The organism is Gluconacetobacter dulcium, from assembly GCF_014174165.1.
GTDB lineage: Bacteria > Pseudomonadota > Alphaproteobacteria > Acetobacterales > Acetobacteraceae > Gluconacetobacter > Gluconacetobacter dulcium.
In genome coordinates this window covers 21,548-47,315 of sequence record NZ_JABEQN010000009.1, presented here as the reverse complement: position 1 = coordinate 47,315, position 25,768 = coordinate 21,548, and the positions used below count along the sequence as shown (strand labels likewise).

22 protein-coding genes are annotated in these 25,768 nt (G+C 61.4%); 10 read left to right on the top strand and 12 right to left on the bottom strand.

Annotation, left to right across the window (positions count from 1 at the left end; translation table 11 throughout):
• Nucleotides 1-7: 7 nt before the first annotated feature.
• From HLH25_RS09085 to HLH25_RS09075, 3 genes are all read right to left on the bottom strand, one after another.
• Entirely contained in the window at nt 8-775 is a 768-nt protein-coding gene (locus HLH25_RS09085) for a P-loop NTPase (RefSeq protein ID WP_182973764.1), read from the bottom strand.
• Between the two features lie 180 nt (nt 776-955).
• Complete coding sequence (locus HLH25_RS09080; RefSeq protein WP_182973763.1) at nt 956-1,462, bottom strand: hypothetical protein; 507 nt, start codon at nt 1,460-1,462, stop codon at nt 956-958.
• Between the two features lie 372 nt (nt 1,463-1,834).
• Nucleotides 1,835-2,116, bottom strand: coding sequence for a hypothetical protein (locus tag HLH25_RS09075; protein WP_182973762.1), 282 nt, complete (start codon nt 2,114-2,116; stop codon nt 1,835-1,837).
• A 110-nt stretch (nt 2,117-2,226) separates the two neighbouring features.
• Here HLH25_RS09075 and mobF point away from each other — a divergent pair, with 110 nt between their 5' ends.
• Both mobF and HLH25_RS09065 read left to right on the top strand, forming a co-directional pair.
• Complete coding sequence (mobF, locus tag HLH25_RS09070; protein ID WP_182973761.1) at nt 2,227-5,412, top strand: MobF family relaxase; 3,186 nt, start codon at nt 2,227-2,229, stop codon at nt 5,410-5,412.
• A 121-nt stretch (nt 5,413-5,533) separates the two neighbouring features.
• A complete protein-coding gene (locus tag HLH25_RS09065; RefSeq protein WP_182973760.1) occupies nt 5,534-6,166 on the top strand; it encodes an EcsC family protein in 633 nt (210 codons plus the stop codon).
• Nucleotides 6,167-6,432: 266 nt separating this feature from the next.
• Here the strand turns inward: HLH25_RS09065 and HLH25_RS09060 are convergent, their stop codons facing one another.
• On the bottom strand, nt 6,433-8,193 hold the full coding sequence (locus HLH25_RS09060; protein ID WP_220791746.1) for a ShlB/FhaC/HecB family hemolysin secretion/activation protein: 1,761 nt from the start codon (nt 8,191-8,193) through the stop codon (nt 6,433-6,435).
• 611 nt (nt 8,194-8,804) lie between these two features.
• Here HLH25_RS09060 and HLH25_RS09055 point away from each other — a divergent pair.
• From HLH25_RS09055 to HLH25_RS09025, 7 genes are all read left to right on the top strand, one after another.
• Entirely contained in the window at nt 8,805-9,488 is a 684-nt protein-coding gene (locus HLH25_RS09055; RefSeq protein ID WP_182973758.1) for a hypothetical protein, read from the top strand.
• Between the two features lie 4 nt (nt 9,489-9,492).
• Nucleotides 9,493-9,933: a hypothetical protein gene (locus HLH25_RS09050; protein ID WP_182973757.1), complete on the top strand. Its 441-nt coding sequence runs from the start codon at nt 9,493-9,495 to the stop codon at nt 9,931-9,933.
• 53 nt (nt 9,934-9,986) lie between these two features.
• The gene (locus tag HLH25_RS09045; protein ID WP_182973756.1) at nt 9,987-10,139 is read left to right on the top strand and encodes a hypothetical protein; all 153 of its coding nucleotides are present in this window, start codon (nt 9,987-9,989) and stop codon (nt 10,137-10,139) included.
• 76 nt (nt 10,140-10,215) lie between these two features.
• A complete protein-coding gene (locus HLH25_RS09040; protein WP_182973755.1) occupies nt 10,216-12,990 on the top strand; it encodes a TraM recognition domain-containing protein in 2,775 nt (924 codons plus the stop codon).
• A gap of 70 nt (nt 12,991-13,060) precedes the next feature.
• Complete coding sequence (locus tag HLH25_RS09035) at nt 13,061-13,261, top strand: hypothetical protein (RefSeq protein ID WP_182973754.1); 201 nt, start codon at nt 13,061-13,063, stop codon at nt 13,259-13,261.
• A 174-nt stretch (nt 13,262-13,435) separates the two neighbouring features.
• Nucleotides 13,436-14,053, top strand: a complete 618-nt coding sequence (locus HLH25_RS09030) for a hypothetical protein (protein ID WP_182973753.1) — start codon at nt 13,436-13,438, stop codon at nt 14,051-14,053.
• A 93-nt stretch (nt 14,054-14,146) separates the two neighbouring features.
• Nucleotides 14,147-15,238, top strand: a complete 1,092-nt coding sequence (locus HLH25_RS09025) for a hypothetical protein (protein ID WP_182973752.1) — start codon at nt 14,147-14,149, stop codon at nt 15,236-15,238.
• A 55-nt stretch (nt 15,239-15,293) separates the two neighbouring features.
• Here the strand turns inward: HLH25_RS09025 and HLH25_RS09020 are convergent, their stop codons facing one another.
• From HLH25_RS09020 to HLH25_RS09000, 5 genes are all read right to left on the bottom strand, one after another.
• Nucleotides 15,294-16,091: a hypothetical protein gene (locus HLH25_RS09020; RefSeq protein ID WP_182973751.1), complete on the bottom strand. Its 798-nt coding sequence runs from the start codon at nt 16,089-16,091 to the stop codon at nt 15,294-15,296.
• Between the two features lie 204 nt (nt 16,092-16,295).
• Nucleotides 16,296-16,940 (bottom strand): hypothetical protein, encoded by a 645-nt coding sequence (locus HLH25_RS09015; RefSeq protein WP_182973750.1) that lies wholly within the window; start codon nt 16,938-16,940, stop codon nt 16,296-16,298.
• Nucleotides 16,941-17,017: 77 nt separating this feature from the next.
• A complete protein-coding gene (locus HLH25_RS09010) occupies nt 17,018-18,004 on the bottom strand; it encodes a hypothetical protein (protein WP_182973749.1) in 987 nt (328 codons plus the stop codon).
• 29 nt (nt 18,005-18,033) lie between these two features.
• Complete coding sequence (locus HLH25_RS09005) at nt 18,034-18,687, bottom strand: hypothetical protein (protein ID WP_182973748.1); 654 nt, start codon at nt 18,685-18,687, stop codon at nt 18,034-18,036.
• Nucleotides 18,688-18,754: 67 nt separating this feature from the next.
• Nucleotides 18,755-19,363, bottom strand: a complete 609-nt coding sequence (locus tag HLH25_RS09000) for a hypothetical protein (RefSeq protein WP_182973747.1) — start codon at nt 19,361-19,363, stop codon at nt 18,755-18,757.
• A gap of 110 nt (nt 19,364-19,473) precedes the next feature.
• Between HLH25_RS09000 and HLH25_RS08995 the strand changes: the two genes are divergently transcribed.
• On the top strand, nt 19,474-20,058 hold the full coding sequence (locus HLH25_RS08995) for a recombinase family protein (RefSeq protein WP_182973746.1): 585 nt from the start codon (nt 19,474-19,476) through the stop codon (nt 20,056-20,058).
• A gap of 305 nt (nt 20,059-20,363) precedes the next feature.
• Here HLH25_RS08995 and HLH25_RS08990 read toward each other — a convergent pair whose 3' ends face one another.
• The 3 genes from HLH25_RS08990 to HLH25_RS08980 are packed head-to-tail and all read right to left on the bottom strand — an operon-like array spanning nt 20,364 to nt 25,763.
• Entirely contained in the window at nt 20,364-23,534 is a 3,171-nt protein-coding gene (locus HLH25_RS08990) for an error-prone DNA polymerase (RefSeq protein ID WP_246401810.1), read from the bottom strand.
• The gene (locus HLH25_RS08985) at nt 23,531-25,051 is read right to left on the bottom strand and encodes a DUF6504 family protein (protein ID WP_310889079.1); all 1,521 of its coding nucleotides are present in this window, start codon (nt 25,049-25,051) and stop codon (nt 23,531-23,533) included. The genes HLH25_RS08990 and HLH25_RS08985 overlap by 4 nt, the downstream gene beginning before the upstream one ends.
• Nucleotides 24,981-25,763, bottom strand: a complete 783-nt coding sequence (locus HLH25_RS08980; protein WP_182973744.1) for an ImuA family protein — start codon at nt 25,761-25,763, stop codon at nt 24,981-24,983. Before HLH25_RS08980 ends, HLH25_RS08985 begins: the two co-directional genes overlap by 71 nt.
• Nucleotides 25,764-25,768: the final 5 nt, after the last annotated feature.

Genomic DNA, 25,768 nt, shown 5'->3' with positions numbered 1-25,768 from the left:
CCTCCGATCACAGGCCGAGGAAGTCGCCGGCCGGTTCGATGGCCTTCCGGAATCCGCGCAGGAACTGGGACGCGATCGATCGCTCCGTGATCGTCAGTTCAGGGTGCCGAGCGCACTCCGAATAGCGAAGGTTCAGCGCGTTGATTTTGGCGCGCGTCCCGGCCTGCATCGCGGGCATGGTGATCTCGACACCGCCGGCGGCAATCAGTCGATCGCGAGCCTTGCCATAGCGCCGTTTGCCGTCCGCGTCGTCGAAGCCGAACCAGTATGGGAAGTCGGCCTTTGGGTCACGGGCCTCGCGCATATTCAGCACGGCGACATGATCGACACCGTCCGTTCCGAACATGTCGAGGTGCTTGCCGACGCTATCAGCGCTTTCGATCTCGCTATCAATGACATGCGCGAGCGTCAGCCGGACACCATTGTCGCGCAGGGCTTCGAGGAATCCCCCGACCTGTTTCCCATCGCCGGTGTCCACGATCTTGCTGATCTCAAAGAGGCTACCGCCCGGCAGATCGTGCAGAATGACATCGGCATCGAGGGCAATCGAATTGAGAAGCGTGACACGATCCGCGTCGTCGCGAAGATCATAGAAGGCGACGCCCGCGCCATGATAGACGCGAGCCAGCCCGCCAACCAAGCCGTCCGCGTCGAAGATCGCGGCCTTCGTGTTGCGTTCCCGATACACGTCCGTCATCAGGCGGCTGAACGTCGTCTTGCCGACACCGCCTTTGCCGCTGACGACGAGCACGAGGCGTTTCGTCTTCTGTGCCATCTTGCACACTCCAATAATTTCCTGGAATGCCCGATCGCATTCCATGGAGTCATTGTAGTGCAGGTGAGTGAATAACTCAGATCGTTGCAGGCATTTTCACCGGCGACTGCATATAGATCGGGCGGAACGAGGCATCCCCCGATCCGCCCGATGCACTCTCCAGCGCCGCCATGTCCGGTGTTATGCGTCCAGAGATGGCGGTTTCCGTGACGTGAAGCCCGCCATGGTTGGCGCAGCGGGCCGTGTCGTGCCGGAATCCACGGGCGGACGCGAGGAACTGTGCGCGTTTGAATCCGTGGAATCGTCCGCAGCATTTTTCTGGTGGACGGGAGAATCCTCAGCGGCGCGAGGGGGTTTGGACGAGCCGGGTGTCCGGGAATCGTTCTTCGGCTTGCGGCCCGGTTTCGCCCGCCCTTCGCGCTGTTCCCTGTTGATCCTTTTCATATACGTCGCGAAGGTTCCGGCGCTGATGACGATGCCGCGTTTGCCCAGGACATTGCAGACCCTGGCGTCAGTCCACCCGTCCGCCTTCATGCCGGCCAGGGTTGGATGGATCGCGCGGATCATATCGTATGTTGTTGCTGGTTTCCGTGCCGCCCAATCCTTGCGCTCGTTCTCCAGTTCGAGAATCAGATCATCGACCGTTCCTACGAAATTGTGGCGCGACCGTTTCGTTGTTGTTGACATGGTATTTCGTCTCCTGATGCGTTCAGACGTTGACCGTCTAAATCTATTATAGATCGCATCACGCATCCGATCAGATCGCCGATGACCTCATGTTCATTCTCAGCGATCTTGATCCCATGCTGCTGATCCGAAGCAGCCTCTATCAGCCAGAATCCACCCCCTTCTCGCCAGCATTCCTTCGTCATGCACGATCACTCCGTTCTCACCACGCCCAGAATCCTCACCATCAAGCACCTCGTCCTTCCCAACATCTCCGTCTCTTCATTTCCACATCCTCAGTTACAGAATCGCTACACATTTCAGAATCACCACATCCCATATCCTCCCCACCCCCTCAATTTCCACCTACACCTCAGCATTGACAAGACACCCTCAGCATTCCCGAAACTCCAAAAACAATAGAATCTTTTTCTCAACACACCACGCACCTTCGATGCTGGGTAGGGACAGAAAATGACTGTTTTCCGCCATTTTATCGCTGCGCGACACGGGAACTGCGTTCCCTGAGAACACGACAGTTCCCGAGCCTCCATCCTGCCTGTCCTGGACACTCACCCACGCATTCAACCACGCCGAAACGGAGCCCGTTCCGGCAACCGCCATCGCGGCACTCTGGGACGCGATCAGCCGCCGATTCAAACTGACCCCGATCATTTATGGCTGTATTCCGCGAGACATCCCGTCCTGCCGTCTCCGAAACCGGAAACATGCGCTTGCCGGAGGTATCATCAAGCAGATGACCCACCTCTCCAGGAACCGGAATCATGTTCACCTGCACGCCACTGTCCGACGTTGAGTACTATATTGAATCCGTGGACGAGAGCTTGACCGACGAGGCAGCCGTGACGGCTGCCGGGGAACAGATTTCGGCAGGCTCCGGAGACAGCCCCGCAGCGTCATCGGGACAGAAGTCCACCACGGGCCGGAAACGAGGCGACTGGTCTGGCCGGGACCGCGCGGCCTACTACCTCGACAATGGAACCGGAGAACGTCCGGGCACCTGGTGGACGAATGCACGTCTCGAAGATGACCAGCCGCTCCCGTTCGTGATGAATGGCACGGAGGTCGATTCCAAAGATTTTCGGAACCTCGCGATGGGCCGCGATCCGCTCACAAAGAGGTCGATCGTTCAGCATGGCAAGAACCGCAGGGTGGGCTACGATCTGCAATTCGCGGCACCAAAATCGGTATCAATTTTATGGGCCTCCGGGACTGACATTCAGCGTGAGAAAATCGAGCGGGCGCAGAGTCAGGCAACTATCTTTGCGCTGGAATATGCACACAAGAATGGGCTCATCGTAACTCGCCGTGGCAAGAACGGGGAGATTAAAGAGGTGCCGGCCGAGATTGTGGTTGCGGTATTCCAGCACACAACCAGCCGCCCTAGCGATCCGACGGACACTCACAAACCCAAACAGGGTCATAGCCGCGCTGGCGATCCCCAACTCCACGATCATGCGGTATTAGCGAACGTGTGTCGTCGGGCTGACGGCACGACAGGGACGCTCGATAATTTCGAACTGCTTCGGCATCAGCAGGCGATGGGCGCAGTGTATCGCTTGGCATTGGCTCAGGGACTCGAACGGGAACTGGGGGTAACAACGGTTAAGGTCAAGCGGAACTTTCGCGTCCTCGGCGTTCCGCAGGTCCTGGAACAGAAATTCTCGAAGCGCCGCGCTGCTATCGAAGCCGCAGCCTCCAAGATGGGAATCGACACAGAAATCCATCGCGAAGCGGCGGCTAACATCTCAATGGCGACAAGGGGATCGAAAGCAGACATGCCGACGCGCGCCGAACTGCGTGAGCGGTGGGACAAAGAGATGCGCGAGGAAGGCTGGACACGGGAGTCGGTTTGGGAATCCGCGCTGGCTGCATCTGCAATCGCCAAGGACGAACCGAAGGACAGGCAGACGGCATTCCAGCGGGCACTGACGGAACTGACATCGACGGAATCGGTGATCGAGGATCGACGCCTGATCGGAACGGTCCTGGAGCATCATCAGGGACGCGGCGTCACCGTCGATCACGCCATCGAGCAGGCCAATGCCGCCCGCCGATCGGGACACCTGATCGAGTTGACTGGCGGCGTCAGCGCTAGGACCAGCGAACGGTTTTACGCAACGCCCGAGATGATCGACGCGGAACGGGAGATCGTCCGGATCGCACTCGCCAGGCGTGGTGAGCGGGAATTCGTATCGCGTGATATCGTTGACCGGGCCATTGCCGGCCGGGGGACAATATCTGACGAGCAGGCGGCACTGGTCCGGCATGCGCTGAATCGTGCCGGCGTATCTGTCGTCGAAGGTTCGGCCGGGACTGGAAAATCATTCTCCTTGGGGACCGCCGCCGAGGCCGCTCGGGATGCAGGAATGAGGGTCTGGGTGACTGCGCCGAGCCATCAAGCGGTATCGGTCATCGCCAAGGACACGAACACCGATCAGGCGCAAGCGGCGGTTCTGCGGTCATTCCTGAACCGCATTTCCGACGAGAAACATGGACAGGCAATCCGGCTCACCAGAAACGACGTGGTGATCCTCGACGAGGCGGGCATGGTCGGCACGATGGAAATGCGAGAACTGTTGCGGGAGACAGCCAGGGTCGGTGCAAAGGTGATCCTCGCTGGGGACACACGGCAACTCAAGCCGGTCGCGCCAGGGTCGCCAATGCGGCTTCTGGCGGAAACGTTGGGAGCGCAGCGCATCGATGAAATCCGGCGACAGAAAGAGGAATGGCAGAGACAGGCCAGCCGGGACTTCGCGTCGGGTGATATCGAGAAAGCCGTCCGGGCATACGATGACCATGGCCGGATCGTCATCGGCGAGGGTCAGGAACTCCGGACCCGGCTGATCGGGGACTACCTTGAGGACGTTCGGCGGAACCCGGCCGGAACGCGCATGGTCCTGGCCCGGACACATAATGAGGTCCGGAACCTGAACTCCGATCTGCGTGCCCTGCTGCGTCAGGAGGGACGGATCGCTGGAGACGATATTGAGATCGAAGCGCTCAGTCGGGGACGCAAGCCGGTAACGGGGATGGTAGCGCTGGCAGTCGGGGATCGGATCATTTTCGGCGAAAACATTAAGGCTGGGCAAGACATGATAAGGAACAACGATGTTGCGGTTGTTCGCGATGTCTGCCGGGACAATGCGGACGGACAGCCTGTCGTGACTCTGGTGTTTGAGCGCGGATTCGAGGTGACGACGAGATGGAGTGACCTGGAACGGCTGTCACAGCAGGAAGGGGATCAGCCGGATACGAGGCCGCTTCGCGTCCAGCATGCCTATGCGGTGACCGTGCATTCCGCCCAGGGTGCCTCGGTGGACAGGGCTTACGTTCTCAATGCCGCCGGGCTGGACCGGGAGTCACTCTATGTCGGTATGACCAGGCACCGCGAGGACTGTCATCTTTATACTGACGTCACGCGCATCGGCCTGAATGTTCGGGATAACCGCATCCGGCGAGACGGAGTAACTGCGACGATCAGCGATGAGGGCCGCCTGGAGGCCCCGGATGCGGCCGACCGAGGCGATGTCGGGGATGCCGTCGATCGCGAGGCGACGATCCGGCAGATCATCTACGAGGGACAGCAGAGCAACACAAAAGGGAACGCGGCGGATTTCGTGATGGACAGGCACGCCTGGGCATCCGCGCCGTCGGCTCAGGAGGCAGTTCGGAACGACATCGAGATGCGGCGGGTGGCTCTGGAGCATATCAAGGAGGCGCCAAAGTCGGCCGAGGAACGCATGGAGACCATCAAAGAATCCTGGGCCGCTGAAAAGGTGACCGCGCCAGACAGGGTGGCTCCGGCGGAAAAAACGATGGCGGCGGTGACGGACGGGCAGTCAGCCAAGGCAGCAGCAGAGGCGGAGAAGGCGGCGGCCGAGGCGAGGCGCCGGGCCGAGGCAGAAGCGGCACGGCATCGGGCGGAGGGGATGGTCAGGGGGCGGTAAACCAAAATTCCCATCGGGACACCTATCCAAGGGCCTTCCGACCTAGTAGAAAAATCGCTCTGATAGGTAGTGTCCAAGAAATTTCGTTGGACAGAGCGTAATCACGGATTCGAGAATAGATATGTCAGAAAACCAACTAAGTGTTATCGGAAAAGCCTTGGAATGGAGCTACGAAAAGGCCGTAACCGGAGCAGGTGTATTAGGCACCGCACAGTCACTTGGTGAAGAATATCTTCGCGCCAACAAAGACAACCAGAAGGACGCCGCAAATAGCTTAATCAGGTGGCAAAATACGAAAGCTGCGACAGGAGGGTTCGTAACAAACCTCGGCGGCCTAGTGACTATGCCGGTATCAATACCAGCAAATATGGCGTCCACACTGTATATACAGTTAAGAATGATTGCAGGAATTGCCCACATTGGCGGACATGATGTTCTGGACGACAGAACAAAAACCCTTTGTTTTGTGTGCCTTACGGGGAATAGCGCCGCTGAAGTCGTGAAGGCTGCGGGAGTCCAATTTGGGACAAAATTCACCGCCGCCGCAATACAAAAATACATTACCGGGGCAATGCTGGTAAAGATAAACCAGGCCGTGGGTTTTCGACTGGTAACAAAAGCTGGAACAACTGGAATTCTAAATCTTACGAAGATGGTTCCTCTCGTTGGAGGTGTCGTTGGTGGCGCATTCGACGGGGTTACGACAAACATAGTAGGTAATACCGCACGTAATACGTTTATCAGTGACGTCTGACAAAATTTACGCCGCTGAATCGAGGACGTCTCAGCCCCCTTCCGTAACCCTGGTTGTGTTTACAAGGTCTTCTGAAGGGGGCGCTGAGAGCGACGAGGGGATGTCCGGCTCCGCCGGCCCTGCCGGGCGCATTCATCGGTGTGGCCGGATGCAGACCATAAGCTCGCCGAGCCATGCCATGTTGCCAACATGGCCCTGCGTCACGGCCGCGACCCCGGCGGGAGCCGGCATCCCCCGAAGAGCCTTCGCTCGCCCCCCAGCGGCCATCAGAATCCGACCGTCACGGCGACGTTCCCGAAGGCGCCCCGGTCACCATACCCCTCCCCTCGCCTCTCCGCAGGCATCCCCGCGAGCCGCCATCCGACATTGAAGGTCACATCCAGGTAGTCCCTGACTTTCATCTTGGCATCCAGCCCCACGGACGCGAGGTCCAGGCTATTCACTCCCTGGGGAATCCGTTTCACCTGCGAGACATGTCCGTAATCGACAAACGCCCCGACTTGCTCAGTGTCCCACCCCTTCCAGACGCTCCACGCTGGCGAATGCAGTTCATTCTGAACAGTCACACCCTCGGACCCATAGGCCGACGACGTAAAATACCCCCGCGTCGTGTAGAGCCCGCCGAGCCCGATCTGGTTGCTATACATCAGGTTCCCACTGGAAACCTGGCCGACGGCATCCAGCGACCACGACATCCCGAGCGGCAGATACGTCAGCCGTGACAGTGACATCGTGTCATAGACGTATCCCGCCGAAGCCCCCGGCACGATCGTCTGCATGGCCCGCTTACTGTTCCCCCCGGTCAGTCCACCCGGCGAAAATGTCAGCGTGTTCCTGAATGTCGTCTGTCCCCACTTATCCGTCTCTGACAGCAGATAAGACACAGGAAACTGCGCGACCTCGGCACTGCCCGCGTAAACATTGACCCCGCCGAATTCGATCGCGTTGTTCGTCGTCTTGTAGTCGAATCCGCCAGAAAGCTGCTGCCTGATCAGAACGTCACCCAGGAACAATGGCCGGAAATCGTGCAGATACCGAATTGATGCCTGCCCGGAATGGCCGTTCTCCGTCATGCGGATCGGCCCTAGCGCGCTGCTCATGCTGATTTGCGGGCGCTCCCACGCATAGTCGCCGAACACCTGAATCCGGTCATGCCACGGCAGCGTCATCGAGTAGTTCAGGGCATGCGCTGAATACCACTCAGAGACAGCATGGGTGAACTGGTAACTCAGCGTCCCGTCGAGCGGCAACCGGCCCACAGAGCCACCCAGGAACCATTCCTGCCTGCCAAGGATAGGTGTTCCGCCCGTATCGAACCCGGCGTATCCGCGCAGCGGCATGTGATCGGAGACCTTCAGCGTCACGTCACTCAGCCCCCGCTCCGCCCCAGCCGCCGTCACAGCGACAGCCGACCGAAATGGATTGCCGTTCAGCCTGTCCAGCGCCTCCTGCTCCCGCCCCAACGTCAGCCGTTGCCCGCTCTCCAGCCCGCCGACGTTCAGCAGATCAGCAGTCCGGAACCAGCGGTTCCCGCTCACGCTCACCTTCCCGACGCGATACTCATCAACGACGATCTGGAGGTGGCCCCCCGAGACTTTCTGTGGCGGGATGGAAACAAACATGAACGGCCGACCGGCTCGGCGATACTCTTTATATATAGTGTCAACCACAGCGTTGATGTCGGCCATGGTCAGCGGCCTGCCGATCCTGGCCCGCATCGCCGCCTGGAACGAAGTCCCCCTCAGCGTATCGTCCAGTTCCCGACTGACGAACACTCCGTCGCCGCCCCCCTGCCATCCGTCCAGCCCTGGCGGCACGATGGATATCCCCAGCAGCCTCTTCGTCCCTACCTGCTCCGTATCCGGCAGCAGATTCGGCGTCACCCCCGGCCCGTTCGCCAGGACCGGCGCGGACACATCGGCCGCATGCGGGGCGACCCGGTTATACGCTTGCGCGTAAACATTTGCGCTCCATCCGACAATCATCGCAATCGCGGACGCAGTAACCACCACATTTCGGCGCATCATCGTCATAATCTCCGAAGCCGATCCGCGACAACCGCAGGATTCCACGAGGGCTTTCGGAACTATGGTAAGTGCCTTCCTTGCCGGATTCCGTTCTCGGTCAAGCTCGGCAAGGCACCAACGAAGACCCCATCAATAATCGTCGAGCCTTTTCAGATGGTTATGGCATTCAGCGAATAGCACCTTCTCTGAATCCGCCGGGAATCCGACCGCCCGATTGATCCCAGGATTCCGATATTTTCTGGCGTCACAAATATTTTTTCGAGAAAAATGAATCGGATGGAATCCATTCGGAATCTTCCCGGAATCCATTTTCAGGAATGGCTGTTTTCCGCCATTTCTGCGGATCGAGGCAGGCACCAGAAACTCGCCGATTCAAAGCAGACCAGTTCCCGACGCAATATTTTCAAGGATTAGCGCGGCGATAAATCAATAATGCAATCAGTCACTTACCATAGATATCGCAATTGTCCTTTGTATTTCATCTCTTTTCCGCATCGAAGTGAGTGCTGATTTCCGGGGCGACCGGCTCACGACAGGTAAGTGTGCGACAAATATGATAATCTAACAGTGACGGCGATGCATCGTGCATTTCCACACTCGGGAGAACTGCTATGCAGGAATTCCAAAAACTGATCACGCCCGGCCATGTCGCCGGGCACAGGACGCGGGCGGCGCTGCGACCATTTTATGCGCCGGCCCTGGTCTCGTATGGCGCTGGGGCTATCCTCGCGCTCTGCGCTGTCAGCGGCGTCGGCGGTCATGCGCTCACGATGCCGACATGGTTCGACAGGGCATTCACGGCTGACCAGTCGGTGTATCAGCGTGCAGCCGACGCCCGCGCCCAGGCCGCCCTCGCCGCCGCCGAGGCCAGGGAACATGCGGCCCAGGCTCAGGCAGCATCGGCAGCGCAGGCGTCCTCGACTTCGACACCGGCTCAGTCCGCCGCTCCAGCGCCCGTCGCTGCCCCGGCCGTCCCGGTGAACTCTCCGGCGGTGGCCGCTGCCCTGGCCGCGATTGGCCGCATGACCCGCCCGGAGACCCCCACGCAGGGCGCCGTGATGGGGCACCGGATCGATGAGATCATGACCGGCCTCGTCAACGACCCCAACCCGCAAATCAGCAGTCGCGTGACCGCCGGTTACGAATCCTGTGGCCGTCAACGCGACGCGATGTCGGCCCGCCTGCGCGCAGCAGCCCCCGATCACATCGTTCGCGGCAGCGCCCAACTCGATCTGCTCGATTTCAACCGCACATGCGTCCGCGATCTGCTCGCGGGCATGACCGAGATGGAATAAGACAATGTTCTCAAGTCATTACCGCTCAACCCGTAGCCTGATCGTCGCAGTATGCGGCATGGGCACCCTGCTGGCCCTGTCGGCATGCGGCCCCCTGCATGTCGATGGTCTGCCACACGTCTCGCTCAACGACGACGTGAGCGCCACCGCGCAGCCGCACCTGCTTAATCAGTTCATCAACGACCGCATCATGTCCGTTCCCGACACCGCCTCGAACTATGTCGGCGCTCGCCAGAACGCCGATGCCGTCGATGCGGCCTTGCTGGAACTGGCGGAAATGCAGCCGAGCGATGCATCCGCGATCCGGGCCGGCCTGAACGTCTGCATCAGCCGTGAGGAAGCAGCCCTTCACGCCTCGGCCCATCCCGACCGTCGCTTGGCCGCTCTTCGTCACGAAGCCTGCGCCAAGGGCCTCGCCAACGGCCTTCGTCCGAAGCGGACCTGATCGACCCCACTCACACCGCAAGCATGCCGCAAAGAAATCAAGGGATTAGAGCAATGAAGATCATCATCGCCGCTGCAATCGCCATCGTCATCACCGGCGCCGTTGGGTCGGCCGGAACGGTCGCCTGGGGTCACGCCGACGCGGCATACGACGCCCGTTCGACGAGCGTCCGCATCGCGGCTCTGGTCAGCGGAAACCTGGGCTGACCCAACCCGCCCCGTCCACCCCGGAGCGGCATCGGTCGCTCCGGACACCGCACACTCTATATAGAGAGACACGACAATGGATTTGTTTCAGCAGAACCTCGCGAGCCTCGACAGCACGACGGCGCTGGCCTCAACACTGCTGTCGTTCCCCAGCATGTCCACCTTCGGCGAGATCGTCGTCGGCGGCGCATTGTTCGCGGCCGTCGCCTGTTTCGTTCCCCTTCTCGGCAAGCTGACCGTCCGCACCGCCCGCGCGCCCCGGCGGATCGCAGGCCGACTGTGGAGCCGTCTGATCGATCGCCTGATCCCGCACGGTGTCACGAGCCGCATCGATGCCTTCTGCGAGCCCGCACGCCTGGACAAATGGCTCGCAGCCCGGACAGCGGGCACGGGCAATCCTCTCCTGGACGGCGATATCCGCGCCGCCGCAAACGCGACGTGGCCGGAGGATCGCTACCGCTGGCTGTATCGCAACATCCCCGACGATCTCGTGCGCCCCCCGACCTGGGATGGGCGGCTCCCCGGCGGTATCCCAGTGACCTGGCTCGCCTGGCGCCATCTGACGATCGACGCAATCTCGACAATCGCGCGCACGCAAATCCAGAAATCCGTCCGCTACTCCGCCGGCATGGCCATCGTGTTCGCAGCAGCGGCCCTGCTCTCCGTCTGCCTGACCGGCCTGCATTCGGCCATTCCATACCCCGATTGGGCGCGCTCGGGTGAACTGCACGCGCTGATTCCCCAGATCGCGTGGTATGCAGACGCCATCATCACGACCGCTGTCTCGGCCGCCGGCACCCTCGGCCTGGCCCTGCTTGCAGCGGCGGTCATGGCCCCCGGTCTGGCCCTGTTCAACGTCGTGCGCGGGCTCCAGTCCTATTTCGCCCGTGCATCGTCGGCGCTGGCGACACCCACGCGGGACGCGATCGTCGCATACAAGAACCGCGCCGACATTCGGCAGACGGAACAGGAGGCATACGCTCGCCAGATCGATCTGGCCCTGATGAATCCGGACGCGCCGGTGATCAAGGTCGGCGTCGCGACCGGCATCGCGCGCGCCCGTGGTTCGATGCGTTCCCCCGGTGTCGGCCAGACCGTTGCGCTCGATGCGGAATCCATCCGCCAGCACGTCATCGCCTTCGGCGGCACGGGCGAGGGCAAGACGCGCGCATTTCTCCAGCCGATGGCCCGGCGCATCTTCTCGGCGACGTGGGACAAGCCGACCGACGGCCGGGCGCCTCGCCGCATCGGCGGATACATCACCGATGGCAAGGGGGTCCTGTATAAAGACCTGATTTCCTTGCCGGAACTGGCTGATCGGGGCGATGTCCGCGTGCTGGGAACCGATGATGGCCATTACGGCGTGAACCTGGTTGCGGGCATGACGCCTCTCGAAGTCGCAACGATGCTCAAGACCGTCAGCGCTCAGGTCATCGGCGAAAAAGAAGACGTTTTCTGGTCGGAGCAGGCATCGATCATCGTGTATCACTCGGCAGTGATCGCGAGCGTTCTCGAACAGATCGTGCCCTGCCCCGATAGCCCCAAGGAGCGTGACGCAACTGAGGTTGACGACGCAGTGACCGATGCGTCGGCGTCATGGGAGGACCTACTGTCATCGGGCGATTTCGATGAGCCGTCTGCCGCCCAACCTGCCGCTGCCGAGGGAGCGGACCAGGGCGATGCTTCGGATGACTCCGACGCGACTTGGAAAAACTTCCGCCCCTGGAGCCTTCAGGGCATCGCGCACCTCGCAACCAACCCTGATGCGCTCGATGCTGCATTCCGACGCATTGCGGCGCATGGAAAACTCATTGCGGACAGCGGCAAGGACCGGGAACTGGGCGACCTCATCAACAGCCGCGAGGTCGCGATCTCCGGCGATTATGCGCTCGGCGAGTGGAAAAAAATGGCCCAGGACACCCGGTCCGGAATCATCGCAAACGTGTCGAGCGTCACCGGAAAATTCTCGGGCGCCCCACCGGTCGCGGCCCGCTTCGCATCCGGCTTGCTCCCGCCCGATCAGATCACCGATGTCGATTATGCCCTGAACGGCGGGATTCTTGCGGTTGCCATTGGCGAGAGCGAATGGGGCACCGTCGGCCAGGTGGTGGCGGTGTGGCTCAAGACCAGGCTGTTCATTGCCGCTCGTAAACGACAGATCGCCGATCCGGAGGCCGCGAAACGGCAGTCTGTGGCTTTGATCGTTGACGAATTTCAGATGTTGGCCACTAAGGGCGGCAGCGAAAGTGACGCGGAATTTTTCAATATCGCCCGCTCGACCGGCGTCTTCATGGTCGCGGCGACGCAGGGCCTTCCATCCCTCCAGAAACGGTTGGGGGAGAAACATTCTCAGGACCTCCTGAACAACTTGCGCACCAAGGTCTGTCTCCGCATCGAAGAGCAGGAAACGCTCGAATATTTCCAGAAAATGGCCGGCGAGACCTTGCGTGGTCTGGTGGTCGATGACGAATACTTCGAGACCCAGGGGCAGCGCGAGATCGAGTTCCCGGACCTGCCGGTTCCATTCCTGACCGGCGCTGAACAGATCAGCCTCCGTCCGGCCCAGCCCGGCTTGGAAACCCATCAGATGCGGCCGCTCAAGCGGTTCGATCCCCGATTCATTCTGAGATTCTACTCGAACAAACACACCGACAACGCGGACGCGGTGACCGGCTCGCTCAAGGACGCTTACTGGCGCCAGGAGGACAAGGAACGCGAAATGCGCGGACATGGCGTTGAAAACAAGCCACTTTTCACCGCCACCGACATCAAGCAGGGCTCGAATTTTGCCTTGGCATATGTCCAGCGCGCCGGCGGTCACACCATCGACGTGATCGACCTCGCCGCCTGATCGGCATGGAGGCCCGGATGGACAGTCTGGGTCTTCATCACCGCACCTCGGAAATTTGAAAGACAATAAAATGACAAAGAAATTCATCCTCGCGGCCAGTCTCCCGATCTTGGCTGCATGCTCCCCAGGCCAGCCCCACAGGCTTCCGCCGGCCACGGGATCGGTCGTTCCGCAGCCGGTCAGCGTTCCGCAGCCGGTCATCATCCCTGGCAACTACGTCCCGACCGGGCCGGACGACGGCGACAACACCGACGACGATTGGGCGAACTGATCGACATGGAGGCCCGGACTGCCCATCCCGGCCTCCACCCCGGAAATTTGAAATCCACGGTATAATATAGAGACAATCAATTCATCACTCAGTCATCCAGGCCGCCTGTCGCCCCTCCCGGACGGCCTGGATGCCCGAGCGAACAACACGCCGGCAAATATACGGAGAATGATCGTGTCATTCAACGAAGACGACATCCTGAAACAGACGTATCGGCGTCACTTCCAGAACGTAAACGACGCTGAAGTTGGTTTTGTTGACACCGCCTCGGCCGGCCTGTTCTCGCCACAGCAGGCACAGAAAGAACGCGCGGACGAGCGGTATTCCCTGCATTTCATGGTCAAGACCAAAGGCCACGAAACGGAGAGCCGCAAAGACTACGAGGCACTTTTCGAAATGCCGGCGGATCGGCTTCAAAAAGAAATCGATGATCGCATGTTCTCGGCCAAGCCAGGCGAGCCATTCCCGAGCCGGGCACATCTGCGAGCATTAGCGGTCGGCGACGCGCGTGGGATCACGGACACCTGGCGCCAGGACAAGGCTGTTTCAGATACGCGGATTCCGGAGACGGCGACAAATGTGCAGGCGCCGGCCCGACAGGGTTCGGTCGGACAGCAGGCACAGGAAGCGAAACGGAGGGCGTCCGCTCTGCCGCCGAGGCCAGGGATTCCGTATCGGCCCATTGCTGGCGCGCGGAAAACGTCGCTGGAGCGTCAGATCGAGACCGCCGATCGCGCCTACGTCAACCATCAGAATGACCCGCGAAACGAGAAGCGAGCAGTCACCCGATAACCGGCGAGGCGACTTCCCTGCTGGTTTCGAGGGGGCCTCGACACGGGGCTTCGTCGTAACCGGCGGCGATGATGCTGACGGTAAAGACAATGGATGAATAAAATGGAACGCACTGCTGAAGAACTTGCTGCTGAGGAACGGGAACAGAGCGCCCTGCGGACGACCGGAAACAACATTGTTCTCGGCCGGCGGTTCCCTGGCGCGGACTCCGCACCGGCATCGGCTGATGAGCGTAATGAGAACTACGCGAAAATGTCCGACCGCGATCTGCTCGCAGAGGTCGGTCTGTGGGACAAATACTCTCAGGATTGCGACGGCTACCTGGCTGAAGCAATCGACAAGGCCGAGGTCAAGCGTGAACGGCATATCCGCGATGTCGCCGACATGGCCGACAAACTGCCGGACGATTCTGCGACGAAGGGGGACTGGCGGTCGCTGATCGGAATGAGCGACGACGATCTCCGGAAAACATACAATGAGCGGCTGGATGCATCGAACAGCCGCTACATCGATGCGCTGATCAAATCGCCCGACAAGCCCCCCTTCGAACTGGAGAACGACGCGCAGGGCGAGGCCCGAGAGGCCGACGATGCGGTGATGCGTGCCAGGACCGTCGCCGATGCGCGCGGACTGACCGATGACTGGCGCACGGTCGAGGAACGGCATTTCGCCGAGGACGCGCGCGATAACGTCAGAGAGGTCGAGCGGGAAATCGACCGGCGACCGAATGCCGACGAACTCAAGGACCGGCTCGCGGAGATGCGCGACGCCCGTGATCAGGATCGGGAGGCCCAGGATTCTTTCAACGAAGATCACGAGCGCCGCGCCGGGCAGTCTCGTGATCGCGAACTGACCCCGCCCGGCCCCCACATCGGTCAGCAGCCCGACGAGCGTGAGCAGAAGCGGGATGACGCTGAATTCCTGGGCCGGGAGGCCGCGCACATCCTGCCACAGGGCGAACTGGACCGGCAGCGTGACGCCGCGAGGCTGTCCCGTAACCCGGACGAGGACAGGGGGCAGGAACAGAAACTGGAACCCGAAATGGCGATGGGCGGGTCGTCTCAGGACGTGAAGTCCGCGCCAAGGACGGCCCTTGAACGACAGATCGAGAAGGCCGACCAGTCGTTCGCCCAGCACCAGGCGACACAACAGAAGGAAGACGAGTCGGTCCATAAACGTCGCTGATGCCGTCTCAGCGGCCACCCCCGTCTCCGAGCGTGCGGAGACGGGGAATACATACTCAGAACATCCTCGGCCGAGGCGAGCGCGGACGCGGCCTTGGCCCTCGTGGTGCTGGCGTCGGCCTCTTTCCGCCCTCCGACGCCCGTCCGGCCTGGCCATAAGCCCCACTCTCGGCGCGGTCACGTTCAGGTATCGTCTCGATTATGCCTCGCACGCGATCCTCGACTTCGCCAGATCGGTCATTAAAGCCGGGCGTATTCAAGGCGCTCGTGCGAGCATCCACAATGTTCAGCAGTATCCCGCTCAACAGGCGCAACAGGAGCAGCTTCAGCGGTTTGACATCCTGTTTGACCCGACCGGTCGCCCGAGCAAGCGCATGGACGATATCCGCCCAAGCCGGCACGTCATCGCGATGCACACCAAGGACAGGCATCAACGCCATGCGGACGGGCAGGTCCGGATACACGACGGCATTGCTCACTTGACAGCGATAGCACGCAATCGTCGGTGACTCAGCGCCGATCATCACCCTGAGCGCGATCAGTGCGAGATAGATATTCCGCCCCGACTGATCGAAATTCCTCTGCGTCCAGCGAAGGATTTTTGCCTCCTGGACGGTCAGAATGCACTTCCGGTCTTCATAGCGGAGATCGGCAGCGGTGGACGGTATCCGCTCGCGACCGGGCATACCACAGAGCGGACCGACGCTATCCGGCCCCTCCGCGCCGTAGTAGAAATCCAAGTCACGGCTCGCGCAGACGAGCGGCTGAACGTCGGGTTCGTCGAGTGTGAAATGCATCAGGTCACGGATAAAACCGGACTCTGCATCGTCAAAATGGGTGCTTCTGTCGTGCATATCAATCTCCTGGGGCCTCTCGTGGCTCTCCAGTTGATTGTAATGTCGGCCCCGACAATGCCCGGACCAGCAGCCCGGCAGCACCATCCCGACCCCCACGTCAAACACACGGATGACCCCGCAGGAATGGCTGTTTCCTGCGGGGTTCCGGGGTATTGACGCTATCAGATCAAAGAGCGGACGGGTTGAATCCGATGATTCTGATTAGCCCGCCGTAGGCGTCAGCGAGGCGAGCGTGACGACGGTCTGGAGGTTGGGAGACAATCGGAGCAGCACAACATCCAGGAACCCGTCGTTCCAGTTCCGAAACTGCCGCTCCGCCTGGGGCAAGGTCATGTTCATTTGGTCTCGGACGTAATCCGTCATCCAGACCTGCGCCGCTTCCTTCTTCGTGCTGACATGTCCGGCGATCCCGCTTTCGCTTTCGACAAATGCCGCATGCAGCGCATTCCCGAAATCGACGCCGTGGACAGGCACGACAACGGGGGTCGCGTGGGATGTGATCCGGACATCTGGATCGACGAGATATGCATCGATCGCATCAACGAACATGGCATCGAGGCGATCGGGATTAATCTCGGCAAGCGATGCGATCCGACAGATGTCATTCGATGCAACAACACCGGAGTAATAATATGGCCGCAACGCCGCGACCTCCGGGTAATCGCGCACGTCCGCTCGATGCATTTCATCCATCTCGCAGATGAACAGGGCTATCTGACGCATGCACTCGCGTTTGGTCTCGGCGGCGAAGGCATGACATTTCCAGTCCACCGTCAGGTAGCCCACAAAGACGCTCATGCGGCTTCTGTGCTGGATCGTTCTATTCAGATTGATGATCTCGGCCATGGCTTCCCCCGGTTATACTGGTCGTTGCGTTCGGAATCTGACTTGATCGGCTCTCGCCCGTCTGCGCCGGCCCCATCTCAGGGCAGGGTAAACGCAACTCTCCGATCCGACACATCCGCCTTCCGTGCCAGGAAGTCCTCGATCCCGTCCACGGCGCAGCGGGCGCGGATCAGGTGATCGGGCACATGGCGCGCCTTCATCTCCCTGATCAACGTCGCAAACCATAGATACTCGCGCATCGTCATCGGCTTCCCGCCGGCCTTGGCGTGCGAGGTCATCAGGTTGTCGAGCATCGGCGCCTTGCCCTGGGCGGCCCACGCCTCCATCGCCTGCGCCGTGACATACATCACGGTCATGCCCGCCGCCTCGATGGCCTGAGCCGCCAGCGCGTTGTCCCGGCGTTCGGCTTCGAGAGCGGTGACCAGAATATCCTTCGTCTTCAGGGCACTCGTGGCCAGATCAACCTCCGACTGGAGCCGATAGCCGTCCGCCCTGGCGGCCTCCAAACCGGTTTTTGCTTCATCTCTCTCGGCCCGGACCTGTGCCAGTTCCTGCGCCTGGGCCTGTGCTTGCACCAGAATGCGTTCCTGAGATCGACGCTCACTCGCCATCGCCGCCGTCGCTGCTTCATCGGCCTTTCGCTTCTGTTCGTTTGCGATGGCGCGCTGGACGCTGGCTTGCAGGTCGGCCGTGAACGTCGCGAGATCAGGCACGGCTTCGACGGGCTTGGGTGGCGACGTCACTTGTTCCAGTCGGCTACTGAGTCCTGCGTTCGCAGCATTAGCTAGGAATAGATCACGTTCGGCGACACTCAGTGCTGCGCTCTGCTCCCGATTCTCCAGCCGTTTGTTAGACAGTTCACGCAGGAGGTCGGAGTTGAATTGCCAGAGATTCGCGTTGGCTGCGCGGAGAGCATGAAGCTGGTTTTGTCGTGCGGCCTCCTGCGCCTGCTGCTCAACTGCCCGCTTCCGCTCCATCAGGTTGTTATACCAGTCTTCGCCCGCACGGAACGTCGCGTTGATAAATTGCGGACTCATAATGATCGAAAGCTCTTCCGGTCCCATGATCCTGCCCCCCTGTTGCTATCGCCCGATCAGGCCGCGATCTTGAGCGATCCGTCGCTGAACTGCCTGAAAATCTCTTCCCATTTCCGGCAGACCGCTTCGGCCTTCTTGTCTTTCCCGGTGTTGTAGAACCATTGTGGATGATTGATATCCTTGACGGTCAGCCGGATACCGCTGCTCTTGATCGCGTTTACCCTCGGTCCCAGATTGGCCCATGCATCGTTGACTGCCCCCTGCACGGCGAGACCTGGTGTGTTGGCGGTCGTTACCTGCACGGCAGGATCAATGATTTCCCATGACCACGACCTTACATCACTCCATTTCAGCGTAACCATCTTGTTTTTGTCAACGATATAAAGGAACTCTCCGTCGTAGCAGATGGCAGTCAGGTAATTGTCGAAATCGAGTCTGTAATCGATCTGAACAGGCGGGTGGGCAAACAGTTCGCCATACATTTTTGGAAACGCGGCCATTGGGTCACCGAACATCTTCCGCGCAATGAGTTTTCCGAGCCATGCCTGAATTTGAAACAGAGTCAGGCACGTCACCAGAAAATATCCCAGCAGCAGAGAGTATTCCCCCATCACTGCGCACACGATGACGCAAATGGCGAATGTGCCGATATAGGCCATCATCACACCGGTCATGCGATCGAAATGCAGCGACACGTCTCTAATCTTCATTCTACGAATCCTGACAGTTCGTTTGCATTACTGGGTTGTTTTGCGCTGCCGGCAGATTACGGGCGGATCATCCCTGGCAAACGCCGTTATCGAGCCTGCACACCGCGCTGACCGGCTTCCCGTTTTTCGTCATCTGGCCGGTCGCGATGTCGTATGCGTCGATCTCAGCCGGGATGGTGGCGTAGCGTCCCACGTTCCGGGGGAATTTCATCGTAATAGTCTGCCCGGAGATCATTGGCCGGACGGAGATGCAATTTCCGAAAAATGCCGTCGGAGGCTTGATTCCGGTCGGCGTGACCTGGACGATGGAATACTGCGCGTCACAAGCCTGCCCACCAACGGAGGTCAGCAGCAGGATGTCGGCATTCCCGGCCTCGGCGACCTTGGAGACGAACAGGGCACCGTTCCCGGCGATCCTGGGGGTCGTGGGGTGGCCATTGATGAGCAGCGTATTGAGCGGCCCGCTTCCAGACGCCACCCCATAGCGGGTCTGGTCTTCACGGGGCGATTCAGCCTGCGCCGAGGAAAATAAAATGGCCCCTGATGCATAAATGGAGAGGGCGGCAATCACCGCCCCCTTGATACGAAACATTTTCTTTTGATGACTTTTCATCTGCCGCCCATCATCCCCGTAGCCAAAGCCCGAACGCAGTGTGGCCAGAAATATGAAATGCATTTCTGGCCACACTACACTGATTGCAGTGACCAGAATCCGTGGTTTTTGAACATGCCCGCGTCGTATTCAGGCGCGCCCAGAACCACAGATTGAAAACGAGGTTTTTGAGCATGAGACGTTTCGGTTACGCGCGGGTGTCAACAGAGGGCCAGACAAATGACCCGCAGATATTGTCGTTACGACGGGAGGGACTGTCTGACGACATGATCATTCAGGACATTATCTCTGGCGGAGTTCCGGCTCTGTCGCGTCCCGGCATGTCCTCTCTGTTGCGGATTCTGAAGTCCGGCGACAGTCTGGTGGCGGCGAAGCTGGACAGGCTGGGCCGGGACACCGTGGACGTTATCGGCCTAATCAGGATTCTGAATGATCGCGCGATCAACTTGAGGATTTTGAATATCGGCGTCGAGACGAACACGCCGAACGGGCGCCTCTTCCTGACCATCTTGGCGGCATTCGCAGAGTTTGAGAGGGAAATCATCAAAGAGCGGACACTGGCCGGACTGGAGGCCGCTCGGGCCGCAGGGAAGAGGCTGGGAAGGCGGCCGAAGCTGACGGTCAGGCAAAAAGAGCATGCCATGGAGATGGCGGCGACTGGCAGCACGAACGGGCAGATCGCCGGTGTCCTGGGCGTCTCGATCTCTACGATTCAGCGCCTCACAGCCCCAAATGCTCACCAAAAGGCCGCTTTTTGAACACGATCCGTTGCGAATAAAAGATGAGTGCTTGACCGGAACCCGGAAACCACCGTTTTTGACTCGGCGATGTCATAGGTCATGGCGCTTATGCGGATGGCTGAAGGGGGCCTCGAAGGAGGCAGGACGGCATGCCCGGCTCCGCCGGGAGATCGTGGTCACGTCCCTATCCGCGTCACGGTGCCATTCATCGACCCTTGGCCCGCAGGCGCAGCCCCGTAACCGCCACATCCGGCGGCAGCCGGACAATCCCCCAGAGAGGCATCGCCGTCCGCCCCTCCGGAGGAACACGGCCAGCCCCAGATTCAGTGGAAATTCCGCGACCTAACAGCGATCAGGTCACCATCGATCTCATCCACCCCCATCCCGACCCCATCCCCACGACCCGCCCGGTTCCCGACATCCGCCAGCAGCGCCGACCGGTCCGTAATCTCCAGGGCGATCAGATGGATCACTTCCCCCTCCTTCTGAAGCCGTCCCTTCACAGCCACCATGCTCGCGGACAGGACCACCGGCCGGAACTTCTCGAACACGTCCGCCCACACGATGACATTCAGCGTCGCCGTCTCATCCTCCAGCGTCATGAAGACCACCCCCTTGGACGAGCCCGGCCGTTGGCGCACCAGGACGATTCCGGCTGCCGTCATCCGCTTGCCGTCCTTGGCCCCGATTGCGTCCCGGCATGACAGGATGCCTTCCCGGCGCAGATCATCCCGCAGGAAGGCAACCGGATGATCCCGTAGGGTCAGGCCGACACGGTTATAGTCCCTTGCCACCTCGGCGCCGGCCCGCATGGGCTGGAGCAGGACATCGGGTTCCTCGGCCTCCCGCGTGATGGCCGCAGCCGCGAACAAGGGCAACGGTTCATCCCGTAGCGCCTTGATGGCCCACAATGCCTCGCGCCGGGCCAGCCCGAACCCCGGACGGAACGCATCAGCCTCGGCCAGATGGGTCAGGGCAGCGGCCTTCACGCCGGATCGCCGCCACAGATCGTCGATCGAGGAAAAGGGCCGATTCCCACGAGCCGCCACGATCCGCGCGGCATCCTCGTTGGCCAGCCCCTTCACCAGGTTCATCCCGAGCCGCACCGCGAACAGGCCGTTCGCCCGTTCCGGCCCTTCCAGCGTGGCATCCCACCGGGACCGGTTCACGCAGATCGGCCGGACTTCCACCCCATGAGCCTGGGCGTCGCGGACAAGCTGGGACGGCGCGTAGAAGCCCATCGGCTGGCTGTTCAGTAATGAGGCCAGGAACACGTCCGGATGGCGGCATTTCATCCACGACGACGAATAGGCCAGGATGGCGAACGACGCGGCATGGCTTTCCGGGAAGCCGTAGGAGCCGAAGCCCTCAAGCTGCTGGTAGATGCGCTCGGCGAATTCCTCCGGATATCCGTTCTCCCTCATGCCTTCGAGCAGGCGGGTCTGGAATTTCGATACCGTGCCGGTGTTCTTGAAGGTCGCCATGGCCCGGCGCAGGCCGTCCGCCTCGGCTGCCGTGAACCCGGCGCAGACCATGGCCACCTGCATCACCTGTTCCTGGAAGAGCGGCACGCCGAGGGTCCGCTTCAGCACCTCTTCCAGTTCCGGCGTCGGATAGTCCGGATGCTCCAATCCCTCCCGCCGGCGCAGATACGGATGAACCATATCACCCTGGATCGGTCCGGGTCTGACGATGGCGACCTCGATCACCAGGTCATAATAGGTCCGGGGCTTCAGGCGCGGCAGCATCGACATCTGGGCGCGGGACTCGATCTGGAACACGCCGATCGTGTCCGCCTTGCGGATCATGGCATAGGTTCGCGGGTCTTCGGCCGGGATGGTGGCCAGGGTTAGCGCCTGCCCCTTATGCTCGGCCAGCAGGTCGAGGCTTTTCTTCATGCAGGTCAGCATGCCGAGCGCCAGCACATCCACCTTCATGAATTTCAGCGCGTCGATATCGTCCTTGTCCCATTCGATGGTCTGACGGTTATCCATCGCCGCCGGTTCGATCGGCACCAGTTCGTCCAGCCGGTCGTGGGTCAGCACGAAGCCACCCGGATGTTGGGACAGATGACGCGGCACGCCGATCAGGGCACGCGCCAGATCGAGCGTCAGACGGATACGCCGGTCGGTCAGGTCGATTCCGGTCTCGGCGAATTTCTCCGCATCGACCTCGCGCGACCAGCCCCATATCTGTTTCGACAGCAGGGAGATCAGGTCTTCCGGCAGCCCCATCACCTTGCCAACATCACGGAGAGCCCCCTTGGCCCGATACCGGGTGACCACGGCGGTCAGTGCCGCGCGGGTGCGACCGTAATGGTCATAAATCCACTGGATGATTTCCTCGCGACGGGCATGCTCGAAATCCACGTCGATGTCCGGCGGCTCGCCCCGCTCTTCCGAGATGAACCGTTCGAACAGCAACGTCGTCCGCGACGGGTCAATCGCCGTGATGCCCAGCACGAAACAGACGGCGCTATTGGCCGCCGATCCGCGACCCTGGCACAGGATACCCCGCCGCCTTGCCTCGCGGACGATGCTGTTCACCGTCAGGAAGTAGGGCGCGTAGGCCATCCGCCCGATCAGCGCCAGTTCATGACGCAGAATTTCGGCCACGTCCTCGGGGATGCCATCCGTGTAGAAGGCTCGGGCACCTTCCCATGTCAGGGCCTCCAGTGCCTCCTGGGGTGTCTGGCCTGGCGTCGTGATTTCGTCCGGATATTGATAGGCCAGGTCGTCGAGGCTGAACCGGCAGCGATCGACGATCTCCATGCTCCGGTCGATCGCTTCGGGATATCGTGAGAACAGGCGCGCGATCTCCTGGGGCGGCTTGAGATAGCGATCGGCATGACGCTCACGGACGAAGCCGGCCCGGTCGATGGTCGTATTATGCCGGACGCAGGTGACGACATCCTGGAGGATGCGACGGTCATGGATATCGAACAGGATGTCATTGGTGACGACGGTCTTCACCCGGCGCGCATGGGCCAGGTTCGCCAATTCATAGAGCCGCATCTGGTCGTTCGGCCGGCGGCGCAGGGTAAGGGCCATATAGGCCCGATCCCCGAAGGCATCCCGCAGCTTCCGCAGATGCAGGGCGCAGTCCTCGCCGGCGACATCCGGCACCAGCACGGCCAGCAGTCCGTCACCCCACTCGGCCAGATCGGCCCAGTTCAGCAGGCATTTGCCCTTGCCGGCGCGCGCCTTGCCGATCGACAGCAGCCGACATAACCGGCCGTACGCCGAACGATCCATCGGATAGACCAGGACCGGCGGAAAGTCGGCGAGGTCGAGCCGGCATCCGACCACCAGCCGTATGCCGGTATCTTTCGCCGCGATATGAGCCTGGACGATGCCGGCGAGCGTGTTGCGATCCGTGATCCCGATGGCGGGGAGTCCGAGGCGCTTGGCCTGGGCAAACAGTTCGGCAGGCGACGACACCCCGCGCAGGAACGAGAAATAACTGGTGACCTGGAGTTCGGCGTATCGGGTCATGCGAACAGCCCGTGCATGAACCATCTCTGCGAGCCGGTTTCTCCATGCTCGCCGTCGCCCTCGCGGAAGACCCAGAACCGGTCGCCGGCCGTGTCCTCGATCCGGAAATAATCCCGCGCGATCGTCAGTTCCGCATCGCCCTGCCACCATTCTCCGAAGACGCGCTCAGGCCCGTCGGCGCAGCGCACGCGATGCCGGATGCCGCGCCAGATAAAGAAGATCGGCGGCTGGTCCGGCAGTTCGGCCATGGCCTGGACAGGTTCCGGCCGGGAGAGCAGCCGGGTCGGTCGTGGCCATCCGGCCGGCCAGGTGGTGCCGTCATCCGGAGCCAGTGCCGGCACCCGGCAGACCGACCGCTCGGGGATGTCGCTCTCCACAGGGGCAAACCGGTAGAGCGATTCCCCGCCGACACGATTGGCCAGCGTGTCGATCAGGCCGGAAATGTCAGCTTCTTCCTCTTCGATCAGCGAGGAAACCCGCTGCCTGACCTCCATCGGTTCGGCGAGGACGGCGACCAGTTCCATGCGCTCGATGCCATAGCCCGGATCGATCGTCTCGATCTTCTCGCACAGCAGGCGTGTCAGATGCTTCGCGTCCCTTGCCGGCCGGGCCGTGGCGATCCGGATGGTCTGGGTCTGGCTGTCCACCCGGTGCAACAGGAGGTCGAGCAGGCGGATGCCGTCGCCCCTCGCATCCAGCCCCTCGCACAGGACAGGAACCAGCTTGCCGATATAACGGGCGATGGTCTCGGCCGCGCCGATGGGTTCGGCGAAGTTGCGCGCGACAGAAACCGGATCGACCGGACGCACGGCCAGAATCGGTTCGGCGACGCGCCCATAAGCCTGGTCCAGACGGCGTTCCAGTTCCGGCCCGAACCGCAAGGTCAGCGGCGCGCGCGGCATGGCGGCCAGCTTGCCGATCCGGGAGATACCCAGCGTCCGCAAGCCCTCGATGACGGCAGCCGGAAGCCGCAATGCCTCGATCGGCAGGTTGCAGAGCGCGTCGGGGACGCCTCCATCGGGCACGATGACGATCCGGCCGCGTCCATATCTGGTCACTGCATGGGCGGCACCCCAGGTTCCGGCGATCGTGGCCTTGGCGGTAAAGCCTGAATCAGCCAGGCGACGGACCACGGTTTCCAGCATCGCCGGCTCGCCACCATGCAGATGATCCGTGCCGGTCGTATCCATTACGATGCCATCGGGCAGGCCGCCGGATGCGTCCACCGCCACGATCGGCGCGATCCGCCGCTGGAACCAGAGAGCCAGAGCCTCCAGCCCGGCCCGGTCGCCGTCGGGGTCGGCATCCATGATGGTCAGATCGGGATAGAGCGCCTGGGCCTTGGCAACCGGAATGCCGGGCGTCACCCCGATCTTGCGGGCGGCGAGGTCGGCGGACATGACGACGCGACGGCTGCCTTCCCGGCCGACAAGGGCCAGCGGTGTCTCAGGCGCGGCGTTGCTCAGCTTCTTCCTGATGCGCTCCGTCGGCCACAGAGGCAGGTAGAGCGACACCACACGATTCGATCCTCCCGTTGGCATCGCACCCCTCCACCTCGAAATCCGCGCATTCCCCCGATCGCGCGCGCAGCAATTCCAGCATCCACCGGGGCCGTTCCACGCCGGGCACGGGAAGCGGCGCAGATGGCAGGACCGAGACCCGCCAGCGTGTGGTGCTGGCTGTCGGCTGTCCGAAATCGGCGGCTTCCGTCTGGCGGCGCCATCTCCGGACAGCCAGGCCGATGGTCCCGGTCCCTTCGGCGGCGATCTGCAAGCGCCGCGAGGCCGTCATCGTCAGCCGCCCGACCTCGGCGACCACGGAACCCAGCCCGCCATGGCGCAGCCCTTCCTCGAAGCAGGCCAGGGCGTCGTTGTCCGAGGATGCTTCGACATGGATGACCCGGCGGGCAGCAAGGCCAGCCTGATCGAGAGCCGGCGCAAAGATGTCCTGCCGGGTGACAATCCACAGCACCTTGCCCTTGGTCCGGGCGGCAATCCCTGCGGCGAACAGGGCCGCTGCCGTCGCGTTCAGGGCGTCATTCCCGCCCCCGGCCACTTCGTGGAGCGCCCCGAGGGCCAGGCCGCCACCCGGCAGTCTCGTATCGATCGCCTTCACCCCGAACGGCAGGACGGCACGCTTGCGGTTCTTGTGTCCCTCGATGCGGGCAATGGTCGCCTGGAGCGCTTCCAGGGCAGGCTTCTTCTGGGCTTGGCTCCCCTTCGTGGTCATCTCGA